This is a genomic window from Metabacillus idriensis, assembly GCF_009674765.1.
Lineage (GTDB): Bacteria > Bacillota > Bacilli > Bacillales > Bacillaceae > Bacillus_P > Bacillus_P idriensis.
The window spans coordinates 1-18,206 of record NZ_WKKF01000010.1; the positions used below are offsets into that span (position 1 = coordinate 1).

Consider the following 18,206-nt stretch of genomic DNA (forward strand, 5'->3'; position numbering starts at 1 on the left):
CTGGCCGAGGAGTTGGGCGATGGAGCTGGACAACACGAAATGCGGAATCGCCCGTTTAGCTCCGACAGACAGATAAGAATCCGCCAGGAAAGGCGCTTTTTGCCTTTACTGGCGGATTCGTTCTGGCCGAGGGACTAGGAGGTGGAGCTGGACACTGTGTAAATGCGGAATCAAATTGTTTAGCGCAGGCAGACAGATAAGGATCAGCCAGTAAAGGCGCTTTTTGCCTTTGCTGGATGAGCCGTTCTGGCCGAGGAGTTGGGCGATGGAGCTGTAATAAGAAAAGCGGAATCGCCCGTTCAGCTCCTACAGACAGATAAGACTTTACTAATTTAAACTGGATCTCCCCTAACAATAAAGTCCAGCTGGAATTCCAGCTGGACTTCTTATTTTTATCATTTTTAACCCTGTTTAGTGAACAAGCTCTCTTTTTACAATTGCCGCTTTTATCATGAAATAGGTCACCTCATCAGGAAGACTTTCTTTTAAAGGCTTCAGCAAGCCATACCCATGTGTACGGATCGCCTCTTCTATTTGTTTTTCATATTCGTCAGGAATCCAATCCGCAAAATCAATATCCAGCCCCTCTTTGGCACAGCGCAGCAAATGATTTTCGATTGTGATCACGGACAAATTTCTTTTTCCAGCCATTTCTTTTACATTCAGACCTTCTTTATATAGCTGCAGCGTGTCCAAATGAGATGATTCTTTCCGCTCTTTTTTCACTGGAACCATCGTTTGAGCAGACTGTTCAATAGTTGGGTTCTCGTTCATATAGGCAGTTATTTTGTCAACAAAGACTTCCCCATACTTTTGCTGTTTGGCTTCTCCAACCCCTTGAACGGCAAGAAATTCTTCGATTGTCTTCGGCATTCTGGCACTCATATCCTTCAGAGATTTATCTGAGAAAATCACGAACGGCGGCACATTTTCCTCTGTTGCAAGATGTTTTCTCAGCTCTTTAAGCTGCATGAACAGCTCGTCATTCGCTGCTGATTCACCTATCCGCATTTTCTCCTTTCTGAGAACTTCTGTATTGCCCTTCAGGACATCGAGTCCCTTCTCTTCAACTACAAGAACGGGGAATTGCCCGCCAGTTATTGAAATATATTGCTCAGATGTCAGAAAATCAATAAATTCGCTGACTTCTTTTGCTGTCTGGTGTTTTATAATGCCATAAGTGGAAAGCTCATTAAATTTAAAATCGGTCACTTTTTTGTTTGAAGAACCCGTCAGCACCTGGCTGATCATGGTTTTACCGAATCTTTGCCCCATTCTGATCATGCATGAGAGCACCATTTGCGCTTCTTTTGTTACATCCTCATGCGTGCGCTCGTCCATGCAATTGCTGCATTTGCCGCACGGCTCAGCTTCACTGTCACCAAAATAATTCAGAATAAATGCTTGAAGACATCCTTCTGTATGACAATAATCCCGCATTTGATGCAGTTTAATAAGCTCTGCCTGCTGTCTTTCTTTCTGGAAGGTGGATTGTTCGATTAAATAACGCTGTATTTGAATATCCTGCGGGGAATACAGCAGAATGCATTCACTGTCTAAACCGTCTCTTCCCGCTCTCCCCGCCTCCTGATAATAGCTTTCCATATTTTTAGGTAGCTGATAATGAATGACATATCTGACATTTGATTTATCAATTCCCATCCCGAATGCATTAGTAGCAACCATTACAAGGATGTCATCCCTTAAGAACAGGTCCTGCTGCAGCCCGCGCTGCACATCACTCATCCCCCCGTGATATCTTCCTGCCAGAACTCCTTTTTTTATAAGGCGTTCATAAATGTGGTCTGCTTCTTTTCTTGTTGCAGCGTATATGATTCCTGACTCGGTGCTTTTTTTAGCTATATATCTTTCAATAAAGTCGTATCTGTTTTCCCCTTTGCTTACATTGAATGATAAATTTCCCCTCTCAAATCCAGTTACAGTTGTATATTGCTCTTGGATTCCCAGAGAGGTGCATATGTCTTCTTTAACAATTGGAGTCGCTGTAGCAGTCAATGCAAGAAAAACGGGATTAGATTTAAGTTCTGTTTTTAATTCTTTAATTCTTAAATAGCTTGGGCGAAAATCATGACCCCATTGTGAAATGCAGTGAGCTTCATCAACGGCTACCATCGAAATATTCATTCTTTGAAGCTTCTCTATAAACAAGGATGATTCCAATCTTTCAGGGGCAACATATAAAATTCGATAATTACCCGCTTCTAAATCTAACAGTCTGGCGCTGGTTTCTGTTTGAGAAAGTGTGCTATTGAGGAAAGTCGCAGGGATTCCTGCCTGATCAAGAGAGTCCACCTGATCTTTCATAAGTGAAATAAGCGGAGAAATGACAAGGGTTATACCTGAAAATAGGAGAGCAGGAATCTGGTAGCAAATCGACTTTCCTCCTCCAGTCGGCATTATGCCTGCTGAATGATTCCCATTTAACACGTTGCTGATAATCTCTTCCTGTCCCGGACGGAATGATGAATATCCAAAATAGTGCTGCAAATGCTCTTTCGCTTGTTCTAACAAAATGATATCCCTCCTGAAAAATGACTGTACTCCAATTTTACATGCGCGGAGTTAGATTGGCTATAGCGCGAGTTAAAATCGATTTTTGTATAAATAAAAAAAACTCTAAAATAGAGTTTTTTTAGTATTTTTTATGATTATTTATAACCTCTAGCACTTTAGTGCTAGCTTTCATTTCGCTTTTGCAGAGCGGACAAACCGGTGTTTCGCTTTCGCTGCTTTTAAAGTTATCGCGAACCCAGCCCTTGCAGTCCTCAGATGTGCAGATCCATACCTTCGTTTCCTCTGTGACGATATCTTCTGGTTTTTTTCTATACATTCATGACTCTCCTCTCAGGTTCTGATTAATAAATAGGATGAAACATTTTTAGAAAAATCATAAACGTTATTAACTGGAAGAAAAAAATTCACCAATTATAAAAAGTACCCTTTACGTGATGACTCTTTATAAATAGTGAATTTAAATGCAATACTGCTTGATTATTTTATATGATTTTACTGCATTTGTCAATAGAAGTTCTTATTTGCGGATAACGGCCGCCTGAATTAAGCTTGATTCAGGAGGTGTCAATGATGGACACAATTTTATACCTAATCTTCACGCTTACTTACATCCTATTATTTGCAATTGGAATCATTTTATTAAGAAGAAAGGCATCTGTCCCAGGAATGATTTTACTTCTCGTTACCCTTGGATTAATGATTGATAATGCTATGATTGCATCAGGTACCTTTATTGGAGAAGGTCAGCAGTTAAAATCTATCAGCATGATCCGTTTTTGGGCTCATGCCCTGTTCACACCTGCTCTTGTTCTTTTTGGCTGGTATATGGCAAATGGGTTCGGGGTGAAGTGGGCAAGATCGCGATTTTCCTATTATTTTGCTCTTGTTCTTACTTTAGTGCTGATGATGATTGAAATCGTGACAGAAACGCTTCCTCTGACTTTAACACCTGTCTATGAATATGGTGTCCTGCGCTACTCATCGGGACACAGCTCAGGTCCCCCAATTATGGTTTTGGTTTTAATTGTGTATCTTCTTGCTGCCGGCTTCAGCATTTGGAGAAAAACACAATGGCCGATTATGCTGATCGGCGTCGTCGTCATGCTGATTGGCAGTGCCATATCTCTTCCAATACCAAGCTCAGCTTCTACAAACGCGTTTGAACTTATCTTCATTCTTGCTTTATGGAATACATACAGAAAAAGTCTTAAGGCTGCCGATTAATTCGGCAGCCATTGTTTTATTTACTGAAAGGATTGTAGTCCATTTTTATTTGCGGCAGCTCACGCACTTCTTCTGTCATCTGACTTCCGCACATTGGGCAGGAGAGATCTTCCGTGGAAAAATCTTTTCTCATCCAGCCATTACAAGCTTCCGATTCACAAGCGTATACCGTTGTGTCTTCAATAATTGTAACGGGTTCTTCAGCACCCTTTTTCGCAAAGTACATGAGCATAACTCCTTTTTTTATTTAGTATACGCTTTTAAACATAAATTATTTATGTCATTTAACTTTTTTAAATGGAATAAATAATTTATGGACATGTTTTGACATTTAATTCTTCTATTCACTTATCTGTGCCATTTGATTCGTGAATGATTGCTCATATAGCAGAGAATTTAATTTTTTTGGTATTTTAGCTTCATTTTCAGGATCATTTATGCCATAATTAATACTAATTTAGTCATACAAAAAAAGCCGGATTGAATGACTCAATCCAGCTTTTGACCTATATAAGAATGGGCAAAGATATGCTGAAGGCGGATCCAATCCCCTCTTCACTTGCCACTTCAATCCTGCCATTATTCGACTTAATGATTTCAAGACAAACTGCAAGTCCTATGCCGGTTCCTTGTTCCTTGGTAGTAAAGAATGATTTAAAAAGAGAATCTACTGTTTCCTTTCCCATTCCTATGCCGTTGTCAGTAATTTTGATAACAACATGACCATCTTCGATCCTGGTTATAATCTCAATGATTCCATTATCTTTTTGATGACTGATTTGAATGGCTTCCATCGCATTTTTGACAATGTTCAGCAGCACTTGTTTCATTTGCTTTATATCAACTGTAATCATAAGGTCTGGATCATTAACAGTATAAGCAAGCTCGCAATTTGACAAAATCGCTTCGCTCTTACATATCAATATGATGTCATTTATCAGTTTTCGAAGCAAAATAGGCTGTTTGTCTTCGTTTTTCTCTTTTGAGTTATTGAAAAACTCATAAATGATATCGTTAGCCCGGTTTAATTCTTCTAATGCAACATCAGCATAGTGTCCTTTTCCGATTTCGATTAAATGAGGTTTTAACAGCTGCAGAAATCCCTTTACGCTTGTAAGCGGATTGCGGATTTCATGTGCGATGCTTGCGGCAATTTGACCGACCGTTGCCAGGCTGTCCTGCTTTATGGCAATTTCCTTCATCTGCTGCAGCGATTTCTCAAGCTGCTCCTGCTTTTCAAGCAAATTAAGGTTTGCATAAAGCAAATCACCTTCAAGCGTTTTAACAGCCTGATAAATCTGGTCCACACTTTCTTCTTTATCGATGCAAAAAATATGAATAAAGTTTTTGCCTTCGTATTGAATATATACGTCAAATAATGTCATAGGATTAGATTTCGTTTTTAAATTCAGCTCAATTTTCGTAATGGACGGCGTGTCCAAAATGAACTTAGCTGCTTTTTTCTTGCTTCCAATTCCTACTATATCAAGAAAATGGCTTTCCTCATCAAATATATTAAATGTGCATTTTGAAACTGATACGATCTTCAGCTTTCGATCGACCAGAAAATAAGGAAATGGTATTTTGTCATATTTACTTGCGATTAATTGCATTTCCATGGCGATCATTCCTTGAGTTAGATTTTTCAATCCAGCTGCCGAGCTGGTCTATGTTTTGAATCACCACGGTGTTGGGCGGGCAGTAATAATCGAGATCAAAATCGCTTGTCAGTTTTCCCCCGAGCATAATCGTCGGCGAATAATTCAGCTTTTGCAAATCATCCATATATTGAATAACAGTCGGAATGTTGCAGAGAACGCTTGTCGAGAATGCAATGACATCCGGCTTCCATTTCTCGGCATACTGACAAATATTATTCATAGAAACATTTGACTCAATACAGCTTGCTTCCCAGCCATATTCTTTAAATAAGAAAGAAGTCATCATCATGCCGATTGTATGTTCTTCATTTCTCATTGAAAGCAGCATAACCCGCGGCTTCATTGTTGCAGGCGACAGTATATTAGGTTCTTTATGTAATTGTTCCACTTTTAAATAGTAATAACTGGAGATCATAGATTTGCAGACAGCCGCTGCTACATATTCATCTGCCACAGTCGCACGATTCATTTCCCACAATTCCCCGACATTGTCCATAGTGTCTGATAGAAACCCATACACTTCCGTACTGGTTGTATCTGCTTCAATCATACTGTTTAAGTAGTTCCATGAAAGACTGTGTTCGCCATCGATAAACAATTGACTCAACTCTTTAACGGGATTCATAGAAATCACCAACCAATCGTTTTCATCTTCTCATCTACCTGAAAACAGCTGTCAAGAGAGAATATGCGGTAAATGGCATTATAGTTTAAGGGTAACACATAACTAGACAACTAGATACAAATATTCGTTCGCATGATGAATTTTTCTCAAATCTTTACAATACATCCTCTCTCTTATGTGAAAAGGCAGAGTTTGATACAATAATTAAGAGAAGATTTTTGAGAGGATGCTTAAGATGAATGAGAAGTTATATTATACCTCCCCTAAAACATTTGAGTGGAAAACAACGGTTACAGAAACGGAAGAACGCAATGGATTAAAACTGGTAAAGTTAAAAGAAACCGCTTTTTATCCAGAAGGCGGCGGGCAGCCTTCTGATCAAGGCTTCATTGATCATATTGAAATTGCAGGCCTTTTAGAAAATGGCGAAGAAATCTATCATATTGTCTCTGACTTTCCATCTGAAAATGAAGTAACATGCAAAGTAAACATCAAACGCAGAATCGATCATATGCAGCATCATTCAGGTCAGCATCTCTTATCTGCTGTCTGCATAGAATTATATGATTTTCATACAGAAAGTTTCCACTTAGGATCTGACACAGTAACAATTGATTTAAGGACGCCTCAATTAACTCCTGAGCAAATGAAGCTCATAGAAGAGAAAACGAATCAATATATCTTTGAAAACAGAAAAATACATACGTTTTTCGCTGAAGAAACAGAACTTCATGATTTGCCGCTGAGAAAATGGCCAGACTTGAAAGAAAAGATCAGGATTGTTCAAATAGAAGGCATTGATACCTCTGCCTGCTGCGGCACACACGTTGAGCGCACTGGAGAAATCGGATTGCTTAAGCTGATTAAGACAGAAAAACAAAAAGGCATGATCCGTATACATTTCAAATGCGGCTTACGCGCTCTTTCCGATTATCAGAGCATTCAAGAAACCATTCAATTTGCAGGTCAGTTCTTTCAGACGTCCACAAATGAGATTTCAGCAAGATTAACAGCAATGGATCAGGAAACAAAGATGCTAAAAAAAGAAGCAGAACAGCTGAGAGCAGAAAATGCCGCTTTTACTGCTGAAAATGGCCCCTTTGGTCATAAGCTGTTTGAAAAGAAAACGATAAAAGAGCTCCAAATGATTGCCTCCCGATTATTAGAAAATGGAAAGCAATATGCCCTTCTCGGTTCCATCAGTGAAAATTGCGTCCTTTTCTCACAAAAAGGCACTGTTCACGCCGGTTCCTTATTTAAAAGCAATCTTGCTGATTTCGATGGAAAAGGCGGAGGCAGCGAAAAGCAGGCACAGGCAAAATTCGCAGACGCCTCTGAAACAGAACGTTTCTTTTTACGGATTACAGAAACAATGGACCAGCTTTTATAAGCTGGTCCATTGTTTATATGCCGAACGTATTTCCTCCATTTACAGAAATGGATTGGCCTGTTATATAAGCTGAGTCTTCAGAGGCAAGATAAGCCACTGTCCTTGCAATGTCTTCCGGAGTCCCCATTCGTTTAAGCGGAATGGTTGTTTGATACGCTTGAATATCCGCTGCTTTAACGTTCTCATGCCGTTCAACCGGAATAAAGCCTGGATTTAGAAGGTTAACGCGAATTCCATATTCTCCAAGTTCACTTGCCCAGGAACGCGTCATCCCAAGCATTGCTGATTTTGCCGTTACGTAATTAGAAAACGACGGATTGCCAAGTGAAATGACTTCACTGCCAATGTTGATGATGGATCCGTTTTTCTGTTTTTTCATACCGGGCAGCACAGCTTTTAGTAATAAGAATGGTGCTTTTACAAAGAATTTCAGCTGATCTTCATAGTCTTCCCAGTTTGCATCTTCAATTGAAAGCTCTGGCTGAGGCCCTGTTGCATTATTGACCAGAATATCAAATTTTCTGTCCATTGTGACTAGGCGGACACCTTCCTCGCTGGTGATATCTCCTTTTGCGAGAAAAGCTCTTCCGCCAGCTTGTTCAATCTGTTTTTGAACTATTTTGGCATGATCATCTGAGTGCGCATAATTCAAATAAACATCTGCCCCCATTAACGCCAGTTCCGCTGCAATCACTTTCCCGAGTCCTCTTGATGCACCTGTGACTAAAGCCGTTTTATTTTTCAGTTTCATTTTGATTTCTCCAATCCAATGAGCTGTGATTTTCGCATCAACACCTATAAATTTTAAGCATCGATCATTTGAAAAATTTGAACAGACTGCAAAAGGCTAACAGAAATAATAGACAACTTCATTTACCGTCTGACGGACAAAATGTCATAAAACTCTTCCAGAAATATCACTAAACATTTAAAGGATGATTTCCTACTTAGTATAATCTCTATTGAGTTTGTGAGACAATTTTAAGCTCTTCTGTCTTTTTTCTCCTATAAATGGATTAATAAGACTTTGACCGTTGTTTCAAAAACATTTTTTTCAGCAAAAAACGGATACAAATTGCTGTGCCATTTATTACCCGTTTTCTATCTGTATTTTACTGCTTTCTCCATTTAAAAAACCTGAATCCTTCATCCCTTTTTGACGAAAGTGGCAAAATACCAGCCGCCTTCACGAATAATGGGTTTTAAGCCTTTGAGTTTCATATTGGATTGCTCTGCAATGGATGAAAGCTCCTTTTTTGTCGGCAGAGCATAAAGATTATCATAAGCAGTAAAGAAACTATTAAATACACTTGAAAATTGTTTGCCGTGCTTTGGTTTCCGTAATGGGGTAATAATTGAAATCATCCCGCTTGAAGAAAGACATATGCTTAGATTTTGGATCAAACTGACTCTTTTTTCGGGGGAAATATAATGAAGCAGGTTATTCATCATAATTAAATCGGCAGGTGACTCTGCCCTCCACTCTTCAACATCCATACATGTAATAGAGATGTTTGGAATGTCCATGCATCTGTCCGCAGCTTCATCAGCTACTTCTTCATTGATCTCAATCCCTGTTAACTTTATTTCAGGGAGTTCTTGAGATAGTTTTTGTAAATAGCCGCCATGTCCGCAGCCAACATCGACAATCGACTGGATATGATTCTTTTTTACGAGCTGAATCAGTTTAGGATATGCGAGCTGCTCAAGCAAGGAAGAGGTCTTGGCAACTGTCGTTCCGTGCTGCTCATGATCAAATGTCTGCCTTTCATCTGTTTTCATAATCGCAGGATACGTTAATAATGCAGGGATGTGAAGCTCCATCATTTCTTTAAGGAGAATTCCGACTGATTTTGGATCTTTTTTGCTGTCCGGCAGCATAAAGCTCTTTGATGTCTTAAAGCGATTTCTGGAGACTTCTTTTAAGTATTTGATGGATACCCCTACTTCAACCCATCGCTCGAGCAGCTCCAATTCTAATGAATGGATCGCTGCCACTTCATCGATTGTTTTTGGTGATTTGAAGATTTCAAACAAGTCCAGTTCATACCCTACATATGCGTGCCAGCTGTACAAAAAAGGCATATTGCGCTTCATCCAGCTTCTTGCTTTAAATAAGCGTACATATTCAGCGATAATCATATGCTGTACCTCCCCTTCACTTCCCATGGATAATCATTTTCATACGTAAACATATACCTTGTATGCAGCAGTTCAATATTCTGAAGGGTTCTCGGAGGCAGCATGCCAATTTGAACAAGGCGGTCGAAAAAAGACTCTTTCCAAATGCCGAGTCCTGAAATGTTCAGCATTTGTTTCGTGTGGAGCTTTTCATCCTCTGTCATCTGTTTGAGACTTCTATTTCTAAGCGATCCGAAATAACGAAACGGCTTTGAGTAAGCAAGGGCTGATAAGTGGCTTAAATTTAATATAAAATCCACTCGGGTTTTGCGGACTTTTTCATACCATACTAAGTTTTCAGGATAGTGTTCATCATGTTTGTACATCCAGCAAAGGAGTTCTCCCAGTACATCCCCGTCCTGTATGGCAAGGTTCATTCCTTCACCTGCCATGGGATGAACACTGTGTGCAGAATCTCCTATGATGGCCATATTATCTTTTACATAGGTCTCTGCATGAAAATGAATGGGAATCATCAGCTGAATTTTTTTCCATTCTTTAAGTTTCGTCACGTAGCCGTCAAGTTCCGGGCACAAATCAATATACTTCTTATGAAAATGTTCAATTCCCCGTTCTTTTAACGATTGATACTCTCCTGACTGGATGAGATAAACGGTTCTGACTTGATTGTCCGGAAGCGGAAATAGACCGAGAAAAGCGTGCGGTGTTGAAATAATTTTCCCCTCTGTCATAGACTCAGGTCTATCAAACGTGACGGTTAAAAAATGATGATCATATTCATGTTCATTTAATTTTACATTCATGGCTTTTCTGACGTTTGATTTCCTTCCCTCCGCTCCAATGTAATAATCTGCCTCAATGATAAATTCTTCTTTATTGCTTGTGACAACAGCCGCCTGATCTTTGAATTCTTTAAACTTTGCAGGCTGTATATAATGAAAAGCAGGATACTCTTTCGCTTTTTCAAGCAGCATTTCTTTAAGCTTTTCATGAGGAATCATGAGGGCATAATTGTATTCGCTCTCAATTATGCTGTATCGCATAGTGGCCGTTCCAAGCTTTACATACGTTCCTTTTTTTCGTTTCATTTCATTCATTTCTATTTCATTTATTTGATGTCCGGCTTCTAAAACCGGCTTATTCAGACCAAGCTGATGAAAAATTTCAAGGCTTTTCGGCTGCAGCAATTCTCCTTTGTACTTGTGAGCCGATCCTTTTGTCTGCTCCACAACACACACATCAATACCGCATTTTGCAAGTTTCAAAGCTGCTGTTAAACCGCCTACTCCGCCGCCGATCACCAATACTTGTGTTTTCATCCTCTCACCGCCTTTGTCCTTTAATTTCCACTTTTGTTAAAGAATGAAACCGCATAACTCTCTAAGGGGTTTGACCTTAAATTCGGTTCTGATAGGATTATAGGGAGCTAATCCAGAGTTTGGTGCGAAAATGACAAAACTTTGGTCATATCCGATAGGCAGATAAGAATCCGGCTGAAAAGTCCTGGTCCCGCCTTTTTATGTGAAAACAGGTTTAGGAATGTGGATGGTGAAATTTGATCGCTGCACTGGAGCGGGAAACAGGAAGTATTCTTTGCTTTCATTTTTTGGAGAGGTTATCCGTGGCATTCTTACCCTCCCATACCGTTATTCGATTTAGCGGGGTAGGATCCCTGCGTTTCCTTACCCTCCCACAGCGTTATTCGGTTTTGAAGGGTACGATCCCTGCGTTTCCTTACCCTCCCACAGCGTTATTCGGTTTTGAAGGGGACGATTCAGGCGTTTTCTTACTCTCCCATACCGTTATTCGGTTTTGCAGGGTACGATTCAGGCGCTTCCTTACCCTCCCACAGCGTTATTCGGTTTTGAAGGGTACGATTCAGGCGTTTTCTTACTCTCCCATACCGTTATTCGGTTTAGCGGGGTACGATTCAGGCGCTTCCTTGCCCTCCCATACCGTTATTCGGTTTTGCAGGGGACGATTCAGGCGTTTCCACTGCCATCGAAGCATAAAACATATAAATTCTGCCACTATAAAAAAACGCTTTCTAAAAGAAAGCGCCGTTTTAAGAAAAGTCAGTTTTCGCATTAACTGTTGTTTTTGATAATAAATGCTGCCGTTTCTTTCCGCTATAGGAACTTGCTTTCCGCGGTCCGGCTGGGAGGCTCCTCGGCTTTGCCTATGGGGTCTCCCATTTCCCTCTGTTTCCCGCAGGAGTCAAGTTTATCCGCTACAATCCACTTAAGGTATTTAACAATTGGACTAAGAAAAAGTAATCATGATCGAATCTTGAATCGGCTGATAGCCTATTTTTTGATAAATGCTGTTTGATGTCGGGTTTGCGAGGTCTGTATAGAGTGTGCAAAAGGAAAAGTCTTTTAACAGGAGCTCACTAAGCTCAGCCACGCAGCTGCTTGCGTACCCTTTGCCTCTGAATTCATCAGGAGTATAAACCAGCGATACGCAAATTCCATTTTTAGTGGATCTTGATTTCTTCGCCATCGATACTGGTTTGTCATCTGCCATCCAAAGAAAAACGGATTTTTCTGCAATAAACTGCTTCATTCTCCCTGCCGCCTGCAGTACTGTAATTGGAGGCTCGTTCGTATAATTCATAAAATCCATCATCCACTCGGTCAGCAGCGGCAGATGGCCTAATTCTGCCAAAACAAATTCCCCGTCACTGCGTTTTAGTTCCGTCACTTCCTGGAGACGATAGATCTTTTGTTCCATTACAATTTCAGCTCTGTCTTCTGTTTCGGCAGACCATATTTTCGCAAATGCCTCTGTCCATTTCCTCTCGCCGACCACACCGGGGATATGTAAATCCTTCATAACAAGTGTCCGAATCGTTTCATGGAGAAGGTTCTCAGTCATTAAATCTTCATTAAAAGACAGGATTAAATTATGCGGAGGTGTCATCAGCAGCGTCATCGCAAGCTCTCCATCTGCTTCCACTGCAGCGGTATAGACATTCGCAGCTGGAATGGTACGTTTAAAAGCTCCTATGAGCCCAAGTGTAAGGTTGTTTTCTGCTTCATTTTTTAATAGGAAAGGTTCCGCTAGTTCAATAAAAAGACTTCTATCCGTGTATTCTGTCAGTTTCATCTGATTTCACCTCTGCTATATAATTAGCTTTAAGTTTCCAAAATCCCTCCGCAAAATGCAAAAAAACTCCGGCTATTTCGCCAGAGTTAAAAGGTAGTAAATCTGAAGAATTTCTGAACAGCATAAATCGCCCGTTTAATAAACGGCATGTCATCTCTGTACTTTTCAAAATCCAGTGTGTAATCAGCACCATCATTTGTCCATAGTTTTTTAAAATAAGCTTCTACTTCTTTCATGACTGGCTCATCGGCTGGAGCTGCAATTTTAAGATCATTTTCAAGATTAAGATCATCAAGGTTCCGCTTCGTAAAGTTGGCAGAGCCGCTGATAATAGTTGCTTCATCTTTGCTTTTTATGAAGAGCATTTTAGGATGATACTGCTCTTTTGTCGTATTGTACCATCTAATCTCAATTTTTTTATTTGTATCTTCTAAGAGTTCTTCGGCGACCGGGCGATTCGGAATGCCGATTTTCTCCTGCCCGAACGCATTTTGATTCGGATCAAGAATCATTTTAATTTCTGCTCCGCGATTAGAAGCAGCCACCAGTGAATCTATGACTTGGCGGTCTGCGAGATAAAACATTCCAATCCAGATCTCATCGTCTTTCTTCGCATTTCGAATCGTTTCAAGCAGCCGTTTATAAATTTTCCCTTCGGTTAAAACCTGTACTTTAATATCGCCCTTCTCATCGTTCTTTTTTTCATATACCGGAAGTTTGGGTCCTCCGGAATACTCTGAGACTGCCTGCTCTGATTCGAGGACATCCGCAATCACATTCCCGCTTACTTGGAACGCTACATTAGAATGGTAACCGCTCGCATCATGCGGGTTGGCTGATGACACAATGGCTGTTTTTTCTGTTGCAACTGCTTTTCGGTGATTGGCTTTTACATTAAATAGTTTCAAATAAGATCTGATTGTCATATCAGGAGCTGTTTCTCCGAATGGATTAGAGAGCCATGCGGGGCCTGACTGGCCAAACCATTGAAAAAACGTTCTCCATACACTTGAATAAAGCGGGTTTGAATCTCGCAAGGCAATCATATCTGACATAACTACGTCAATGCCGGCTTTTTTAAAAGCATCTAATTCTTTAGATGGATGTGATCCATACGAGGTATTAATATCATCCGTAATAAAAACGATTGGCAAATTCGGATTTTCCTTTTTTTTCTGAAGAAGTTTCTCTGAAAGTTCTTTGCTGACTTGAGGGTAGATTTCTCCACGATCATAGTATCCATTGAACAAAAACAAATCAATGACAACAAATTCTTCCGCTTCATCAATCGCTTTGTAAATCGCATCAAAAATCATTTGATCTGCTTCAACCCGGCCTTCTATTTGGTAAGTTAAGTCATACAAAAAATCCACATCTTCAACTTTGTGGACATCTCCTTCATAGGAGATATTTTCCGGCAGAGGTTTATAGCTCTGATAAATAACTGTGCCGGTTAAAATAATAATAATAAGCAATAAAAGCAGCGGCCGTTTGTTTTTCAGCCTCATAAGACGAAAACGCGACAATAAGACTCCTCCTAAATTAAGATCATAGCTTTCATTATATGCCCTAATAAAGATGTGGAAAAACCTTTCTGAAAAATAAAAGATTCTTTTCATAAACTTTGTTGCTTTTTGACTAAATGTTTAAAACCTTAAGTGGATTGCAGCGGAAGGAACTTGACTCGTGCGGGATATAGAAGGAAATGTGAGACTCCACAGGCAGAGCCGAGGAGGCTCCCACCCGGACCGCCGAAAGGAACGGACAACATTATAATTAAAAACAACAATCTATGCGAAAAGAGCCAAAGAAAAAACAGACCTGATAATATTGCCTCCGGTCTGTTTGATTCTTCTTATTTCGCTTGAGGGAAAACACGCTTAATCATTTCGTTAAATTCATCTGCCAGGCCGGAAACTGGCTCTCCATTGCGGATTTTGTCCCCGTAATCCTTCATACGGTCAAAGAAGTCCGGATTTTCTGAAACATACACATTGCTTAGTTCCCGGTCTGTGGATCTGACCTGATCTGCTACCCTGTTTTTAAGGTCATCTGATAGCTTCCCTTTAGGATCGCCTTCCAGAACGACTGCAGCATAAGCATTATTGTTGGTAACAATTACGTTCGCATATTTAATTTCCTTCATGTCAGCTACCTTTTTCGCTGCATCATCCGCAACAGCCATTCGGTTTTGTTCATTCGTTTGTTCATCATAAGTAACATTTTTCAGCTCATTGTTCATTATATTATCATTTTCACGTGCATTATTATCCATTCCGCATCCTGCACTTATTAATAGTGATAGAGCGATGGATGCACCGGTTAAGAGCTTTCTTTTTTTCATGACAGCATTCCTCCATTCATTTCATCGCCTTTATCTTCTGCAAAAATGACATTTTTATTCACAAAAAAAACGAAAAGCCAATAGTGGCTAATCGCTGATTTTTTGAAGGTGATATCCTTTTTCTTTCCATATAAATTGAATCCCCTGTTTAAAAGATTGAAACGTGCGGACATTAAGGGCTATGCCATTTAAGGTAATATGCTTAACTAGTTTTGGATTCAGTCCGACAAATATTGACTCAGTGCCCATCAGCCGGAGAGCTTCCACAATTTGATTTAAGTGAAAGGAAATGGTTTCTTCAAATGTTTCTCCTATCCCGGTGAAATCAAATATGATATAGTCCGCATGCCGTTTTGACGTTTCCTGAAGAATTTTTTCTTTCATGTTTTCCATTCTTTCTTCAGTCAGAGTACCGGTCAGTGCTATTAATAAAGTCGAATCAAGAGCCGTTCCTATGATCGGCGTATACATTTCTTCAAGTAATGCTTTTCCTTCTTCAATCACATTTTCATATTCTGTCACGTCACGCCATGTTAAGACGAAGCCCGTTTCCTGATTTTCGTGATCCCTTAATCGGTCAACAACGATTTGCGCTGTGTATCGGTTAAATAGTTTAATTTGTCCGCTATGAGGAAAAGGTCCGTTGGCAAGGATGTTTTGCTGACGTTCGCCATGAAACTTTTGAATATTGCAGCCAATAAAATCTTGTGGATCTTCCATTCCAACGTACGGTCCGATTTTTTCTAATATCCCTCTTGCCGTATCATTGAACCAAATGATCTGAAAATCATTATCTGCAAATATGAGCCCCTCACCGATGCAGTTCAGCAGCGTGTAAACGTTCATATTTTCTAATATGGTTGTTTTATTTGTCAATCAAGTTTTCCCCCTAAACCATTCATACATATATATCAATTATAAACATTTCTTTACTTTTGGAAAGGATAAAGTACCTAGTAAGAAAATACACAGGAAACCCGCAGTTCCATAGCGGCTGCGGGTTTTTCGGATATTCAACCTTTTCCAGCCTGAAAGCTTGGGTATTTCGTCATGCCGCCATCTGCATAAAGGGTAATTCCTGTTACATAGCTTGCCTCAGATGATGCAAGCCAAACTACACAAGCAGCAATTTCTTCAGGTTTTCCGATATACCCCATCGGGATCAGATCAACGACATCTTTCTTTGCTTCCGGATCTGCAAATTTTTCTGCATTAATTGGGGTATCTATCGCTCCTGGTGCGATATTATTTACACGGATCCCGGACGAGGCATACTCAAGAGCCAGTGTTTCAGTCAGAAGCTTGATGCCGCCTTTGCTTGCTGCATAATGTGCGAAGTGAGGCCATGGAATCTGCTGATGAACGGATGACATGTTAATGATGGAGCCTTTAATATTATGATCGAGCATATGCCTGACTGCTTCTCTGCTTCCAAGGAATGCACCTGTCAGATTCGTCTGAATGACTTTATTCCAGCTTTCAAGCGTGAGCTCCTCGGTCGGGATTTCCGCTTGAATACCTGCATTGTTCACCATCACATCGAGCGTTCCATAAGTTTCAACCGCAAACTGTACAATTCTTTTTACATCGTGCTCTTGTGAAACATCTCCCTGTATTTTTGAAGCCTCACCGCCATTTGCTTTAATTTCTTCAATGACAAGATCAGGTTTGTCATCTTCAGTCAGATAATTAACCACTACCTTTGCCCCTTCTGCAGCAAAGCGCTGTGCAATGGCTTTTCCAAGGCCTGAAGAAGCACCTGTAACAGCCACTACTTTTCCTTTTAAACTCGGATACATAAGAATTCCTCCTAGCGTTTTGTATAACCCAGCAATACTCCGCCTGCGATAATCAGGACACAGCCGATAATGACAAAGATAATCTGTTTTTTCGTTTTCTTTTCTCCCAGAAGAAAAATCCCGCCAAGCGTAGAAATGATAATGCCTGTCTGTGAAAGAGAAAAGCTTGTCGCGACTCCGATCTTTGGAAGAGCCAGAAGCAGTCCCAGATTTCCGGCGGCCCACATTAAACCTGTTAAGATATTGCGCAGTGCAAATTTATCAAATGGCTTATGTCTGGCTGTTAAAGCTGCTGCTGCTGCAACCATCCCGATTGCCTGCGGCAAAATGGCGGCCCAGCCGTCAATTTCAAAATATCTGATGATAATGACATAGCCTATGTACCCTAATGATGAAATAAATAAAATCAGTAATCCTTTTTTAAGGCTTTTGCCTGCATCTTTATCGTCTTTTTGCCCGATAGAAGTTAAGACAACACCTCCAATAATGAAAAGAATGGCGATGCTGCCAAGAATGACCGTCATTTTTGTGTCCCATTCTTTAAAGAGCAGAACACCGAATAACGTAGTTCCGATCAGCTGCATTCCTGTTGAAATTGGAACGGTTTTAGAGACGCCGATATGTTTGACGCTTGCAAGCTGATTTAACTGTCCAACGGTCCAAAAGATACCTGAGACAATCCCGATTGACCAGACGAGAGGAGTCAGGTCCGGATTTGAAAAAAAGAACATGACAAGGGAAAATAAAAACGCTCCGACAGTTATGCCCATCGTTTGGCTGTAGGCATTTCCTCCAAGCTTTACACTGACAAGCACAAGGCTTCCCCAGGCAACAGCAGGAATTAATGCAAGAAGTATACCGATCATGATGATTTCCTTTCTGTTTACATAGTCTGAGTATCCATTTTAAGGCGTGCACATCTTAAAATTAAGAACAGGAGACCTGCACTTAATTATTAATATGGTTTCCTGAGTGATGAAAAAATAACACGCTTTGGCATGAATCTCTTAGACCTTTCCACTAATAAGACCAAAATAAACTTTTCTGTTTAGAAAAAGCGGATCTACTTCATACTGTTATCAAGAAAGGATGATTATTATGGAAGATCTTTTTAAGGAATTTGGAGCTGGGGATTTTTTTGAGCAGCATCGTTATCCGATTGAAATGTCAGGAATATTGGATACAGTCAGTGAAAAACAGCTGCAGAGCTTCTTCGAAAGATTTGAATGTGATTCTTATGAAAACTTCATTTATTTTCTCACCTTATTTTTATCCATCCAAGAGAAAAACAGACATCTAGTCTGAAGGATGTCTGTTGTCTCCGCTCCAAAAACGCAGCAAAAATCATCGAATCCGACACCAGGATCTGTCCTCCTAT

Annotated in this window: 17 protein-coding genes; 3 read left to right on the top strand and 14 right to left on the bottom strand. The window is 40.2% G+C overall.

The features are described from left to right. Positions 1-411: 411 nt before the first annotated feature. Both recQ and GJU41_RS19780 read right to left on the bottom strand, forming a co-directional pair. On the bottom strand, positions 412-2,532 hold the full coding sequence (gene recQ / locus GJU41_RS19775; RefSeq protein WP_154319346.1) for a DNA helicase RecQ: 2,121 nt from the start codon (positions 2,530-2,532) through the stop codon (positions 412-414). Between the two features lie 121 nt (positions 2,533-2,653). Continuing rightward, positions 2,654-2,851, bottom strand: a complete 198-nt coding sequence (locus GJU41_RS19780; protein WP_070875891.1) for a cold-inducible protein YdjO-related protein — start codon at positions 2,849-2,851, stop codon at positions 2,654-2,656. A 251-nt stretch (positions 2,852-3,102) separates the two neighbouring features. Here GJU41_RS19780 and GJU41_RS19785 point away from each other — a divergent pair, with 251 nt between their 5' ends. Next, positions 3,103-3,759, top strand: a complete 657-nt coding sequence (locus GJU41_RS19785; RefSeq protein WP_170292856.1) for a hypothetical protein — start codon at positions 3,103-3,105, stop codon at positions 3,757-3,759. Positions 3,760-3,775: 16 nt separating this feature from the next. Here the strand turns inward: GJU41_RS19785 and GJU41_RS19790 are convergent, their stop codons facing one another. From GJU41_RS19790 to GJU41_RS19800, 3 genes are all read right to left on the bottom strand, one after another. Then, positions 3,776-3,985 (bottom strand): cold-inducible protein YdjO-related protein, encoded by a 210-nt coding sequence (locus GJU41_RS19790; RefSeq protein WP_070875893.1) that lies wholly within the window; start codon positions 3,983-3,985, stop codon positions 3,776-3,778. A 280-nt stretch (positions 3,986-4,265) separates the two neighbouring features. Further along, entirely contained in the window at positions 4,266-5,378 is a 1,113-nt protein-coding gene (locus tag GJU41_RS19795) for an ATP-binding protein (RefSeq protein ID WP_170292857.1), read from the bottom strand. After that, entirely contained in the window at positions 5,353-6,045 is a 693-nt protein-coding gene (locus GJU41_RS19800; RefSeq protein WP_154319349.1) for a cobalamin B12-binding domain-containing protein, read from the bottom strand. Before GJU41_RS19800 ends, GJU41_RS19795 begins: the two co-directional genes overlap by 26 nt. A gap of 235 nt (positions 6,046-6,280) precedes the next feature. Here GJU41_RS19800 and GJU41_RS19805 point away from each other — a divergent pair, with 235 nt between their 5' ends. After that, entirely contained in the window at positions 6,281-7,435 is a 1,155-nt protein-coding gene (locus tag GJU41_RS19805) for an alanyl-tRNA editing protein (protein ID WP_170292858.1), read from the top strand. A 13-nt stretch (positions 7,436-7,448) separates the two neighbouring features. Here GJU41_RS19805 and GJU41_RS19810 read toward each other — a convergent pair whose 3' ends face one another. The 9 genes from GJU41_RS19810 to GJU41_RS19850 all read right to left on the bottom strand — a co-directional run bounded on the left by GJU41_RS19810 (position 7,449) and on the right by GJU41_RS19850 (position 17,691). After that, positions 7,449-8,186: an SDR family NAD(P)-dependent oxidoreductase gene (locus GJU41_RS19810; protein WP_154319351.1), complete on the bottom strand. Its 738-nt coding sequence runs from the start codon at positions 8,184-8,186 to the stop codon at positions 7,449-7,451. A 395-nt stretch (positions 8,187-8,581) separates the two neighbouring features. After that, complete coding sequence (locus GJU41_RS19815; protein ID WP_154319352.1) at positions 8,582-9,577, bottom strand: class I SAM-dependent methyltransferase; 996 nt, start codon at positions 9,575-9,577, stop codon at positions 8,582-8,584. Beyond that, a complete protein-coding gene (locus tag GJU41_RS19820; protein WP_154319353.1) occupies positions 9,574-10,896 on the bottom strand; it encodes an FAD-dependent oxidoreductase in 1,323 nt (440 codons plus the stop codon). Before GJU41_RS19820 ends, GJU41_RS19815 begins: the two co-directional genes overlap by 4 nt. Before the next feature lie 943 nt (positions 10,897-11,839). Beyond that, complete coding sequence (locus tag GJU41_RS19825; protein WP_154319354.1) at positions 11,840-12,685, bottom strand: GNAT family N-acetyltransferase; 846 nt, start codon at positions 12,683-12,685, stop codon at positions 11,840-11,842. 86 nt (positions 12,686-12,771) lie between these two features. Next, complete coding sequence (locus GJU41_RS19830; RefSeq protein ID WP_224771373.1) at positions 12,772-14,211, bottom strand: phospholipase D family protein; 1,440 nt, start codon at positions 14,209-14,211, stop codon at positions 12,772-12,774. A 329-nt stretch (positions 14,212-14,540) separates the two neighbouring features. Continuing rightward, a complete protein-coding gene (locus tag GJU41_RS19835) occupies positions 14,541-15,029 on the bottom strand; it encodes a YhcN/YlaJ family sporulation lipoprotein (RefSeq protein ID WP_070875898.1) in 489 nt (162 codons plus the stop codon). Positions 15,030-15,116: 87 nt separating this feature from the next. Further along, positions 15,117-15,905, bottom strand: a complete 789-nt coding sequence (locus GJU41_RS19840; RefSeq protein ID WP_070875899.1) for an STAS domain-containing protein — start codon at positions 15,903-15,905, stop codon at positions 15,117-15,119. A gap of 137 nt (positions 15,906-16,042) precedes the next feature. Then, on the bottom strand, positions 16,043-16,828 hold the full coding sequence (locus tag GJU41_RS19845) for a glucose-1-dehydrogenase (protein WP_154319355.1): 786 nt from the start codon (positions 16,826-16,828) through the stop codon (positions 16,043-16,045). A gap of 11 nt (positions 16,829-16,839) precedes the next feature. Continuing rightward, the gene (locus GJU41_RS19850) at positions 16,840-17,691 is read right to left on the bottom strand and encodes a GRP family sugar transporter (protein WP_139149092.1); all 852 of its coding nucleotides are present in this window, start codon (positions 17,689-17,691) and stop codon (positions 16,840-16,842) included. 235 nt (positions 17,692-17,926) lie between these two features. On the opposite strand from GJU41_RS19850, the gene GJU41_RS19855 reads away from it, so the two are divergent. After that, positions 17,927-18,133, top strand: a complete 207-nt coding sequence (locus GJU41_RS19855) for a hypothetical protein (RefSeq protein ID WP_154319356.1) — start codon at positions 17,927-17,929, stop codon at positions 18,131-18,133. The last annotated feature ends 73 nt before the right edge of the window (positions 18,134-18,206 follow it).

Coding starts and splice junctions, on each gene's coding strand:
- GJU41_RS19855 (WP_154319356.1), top strand. CDS start 17,927: ATGGAAGATCTTTTTAAGGAATTTGGAGCTGGGGATTTTTTTGAGCAG.
- GJU41_RS19780 (WP_070875891.1), bottom strand. CDS start 2,851: ATGTATAGAAAAAAACCAGAAGATATCGTCACAGAGGAAACGAAGGTA.
- GJU41_RS19810 (WP_154319351.1), bottom strand. CDS start 8,186: ATGAAACTGAAAAATAAAACGGCTTTAGTCACAGGTGCATCAAGAGGA.
- GJU41_RS19845 (WP_154319355.1), bottom strand. CDS start 16,828: ATGTATCCGAGTTTAAAAGGAAAAGTAGTGGCTGTTACAGGTGCTTCT.
- GJU41_RS19800 (WP_154319349.1), bottom strand. CDS start 6,045: ATGAATCCCGTTAAAGAGTTGAGTCAATTGTTTATCGATGGCGAACAC.
- GJU41_RS19820 (WP_154319353.1), bottom strand. CDS start 10,896: ATGAAAACACAAGTATTGGTGATCGGCGGCGGAGTAGGCGGTTTAACA.
- GJU41_RS19825 (WP_154319354.1), bottom strand. CDS start 12,685: ATGAAACTGACAGAATACACGGATAGAAGTCTTTTTATTGAACTAGCG.
- GJU41_RS19795 (WP_170292857.1), bottom strand. CDS start 5,378: ATGGAAATGCAATTAATCGCAAGTAAATATGACAAAATACCATTTCCT.
- GJU41_RS19805 (WP_170292858.1), top strand. CDS start 6,281: ATGAATGAGAAGTTATATTATACCTCCCCTAAAACATTTGAGTGGAAA.
- GJU41_RS19790 (WP_070875893.1), bottom strand. CDS start 3,985: ATGTACTTTGCGAAAAAGGGTGCTGAAGAACCCGTTACAATTATTGAA.
- GJU41_RS19815 (WP_154319352.1), bottom strand. CDS start 9,577: ATGATTATCGCTGAATATGTACGCTTATTTAAAGCAAGAAGCTGGATG.
- GJU41_RS19785 (WP_170292856.1), top strand. CDS start 3,103: ATGATGGACACAATTTTATACCTAATCTTCACGCTTACTTACATCCTA.
- GJU41_RS19835 (WP_070875898.1), bottom strand. CDS start 15,029: ATGAAAAAAAGAAAGCTCTTAACCGGTGCATCCATCGCTCTATCACTA.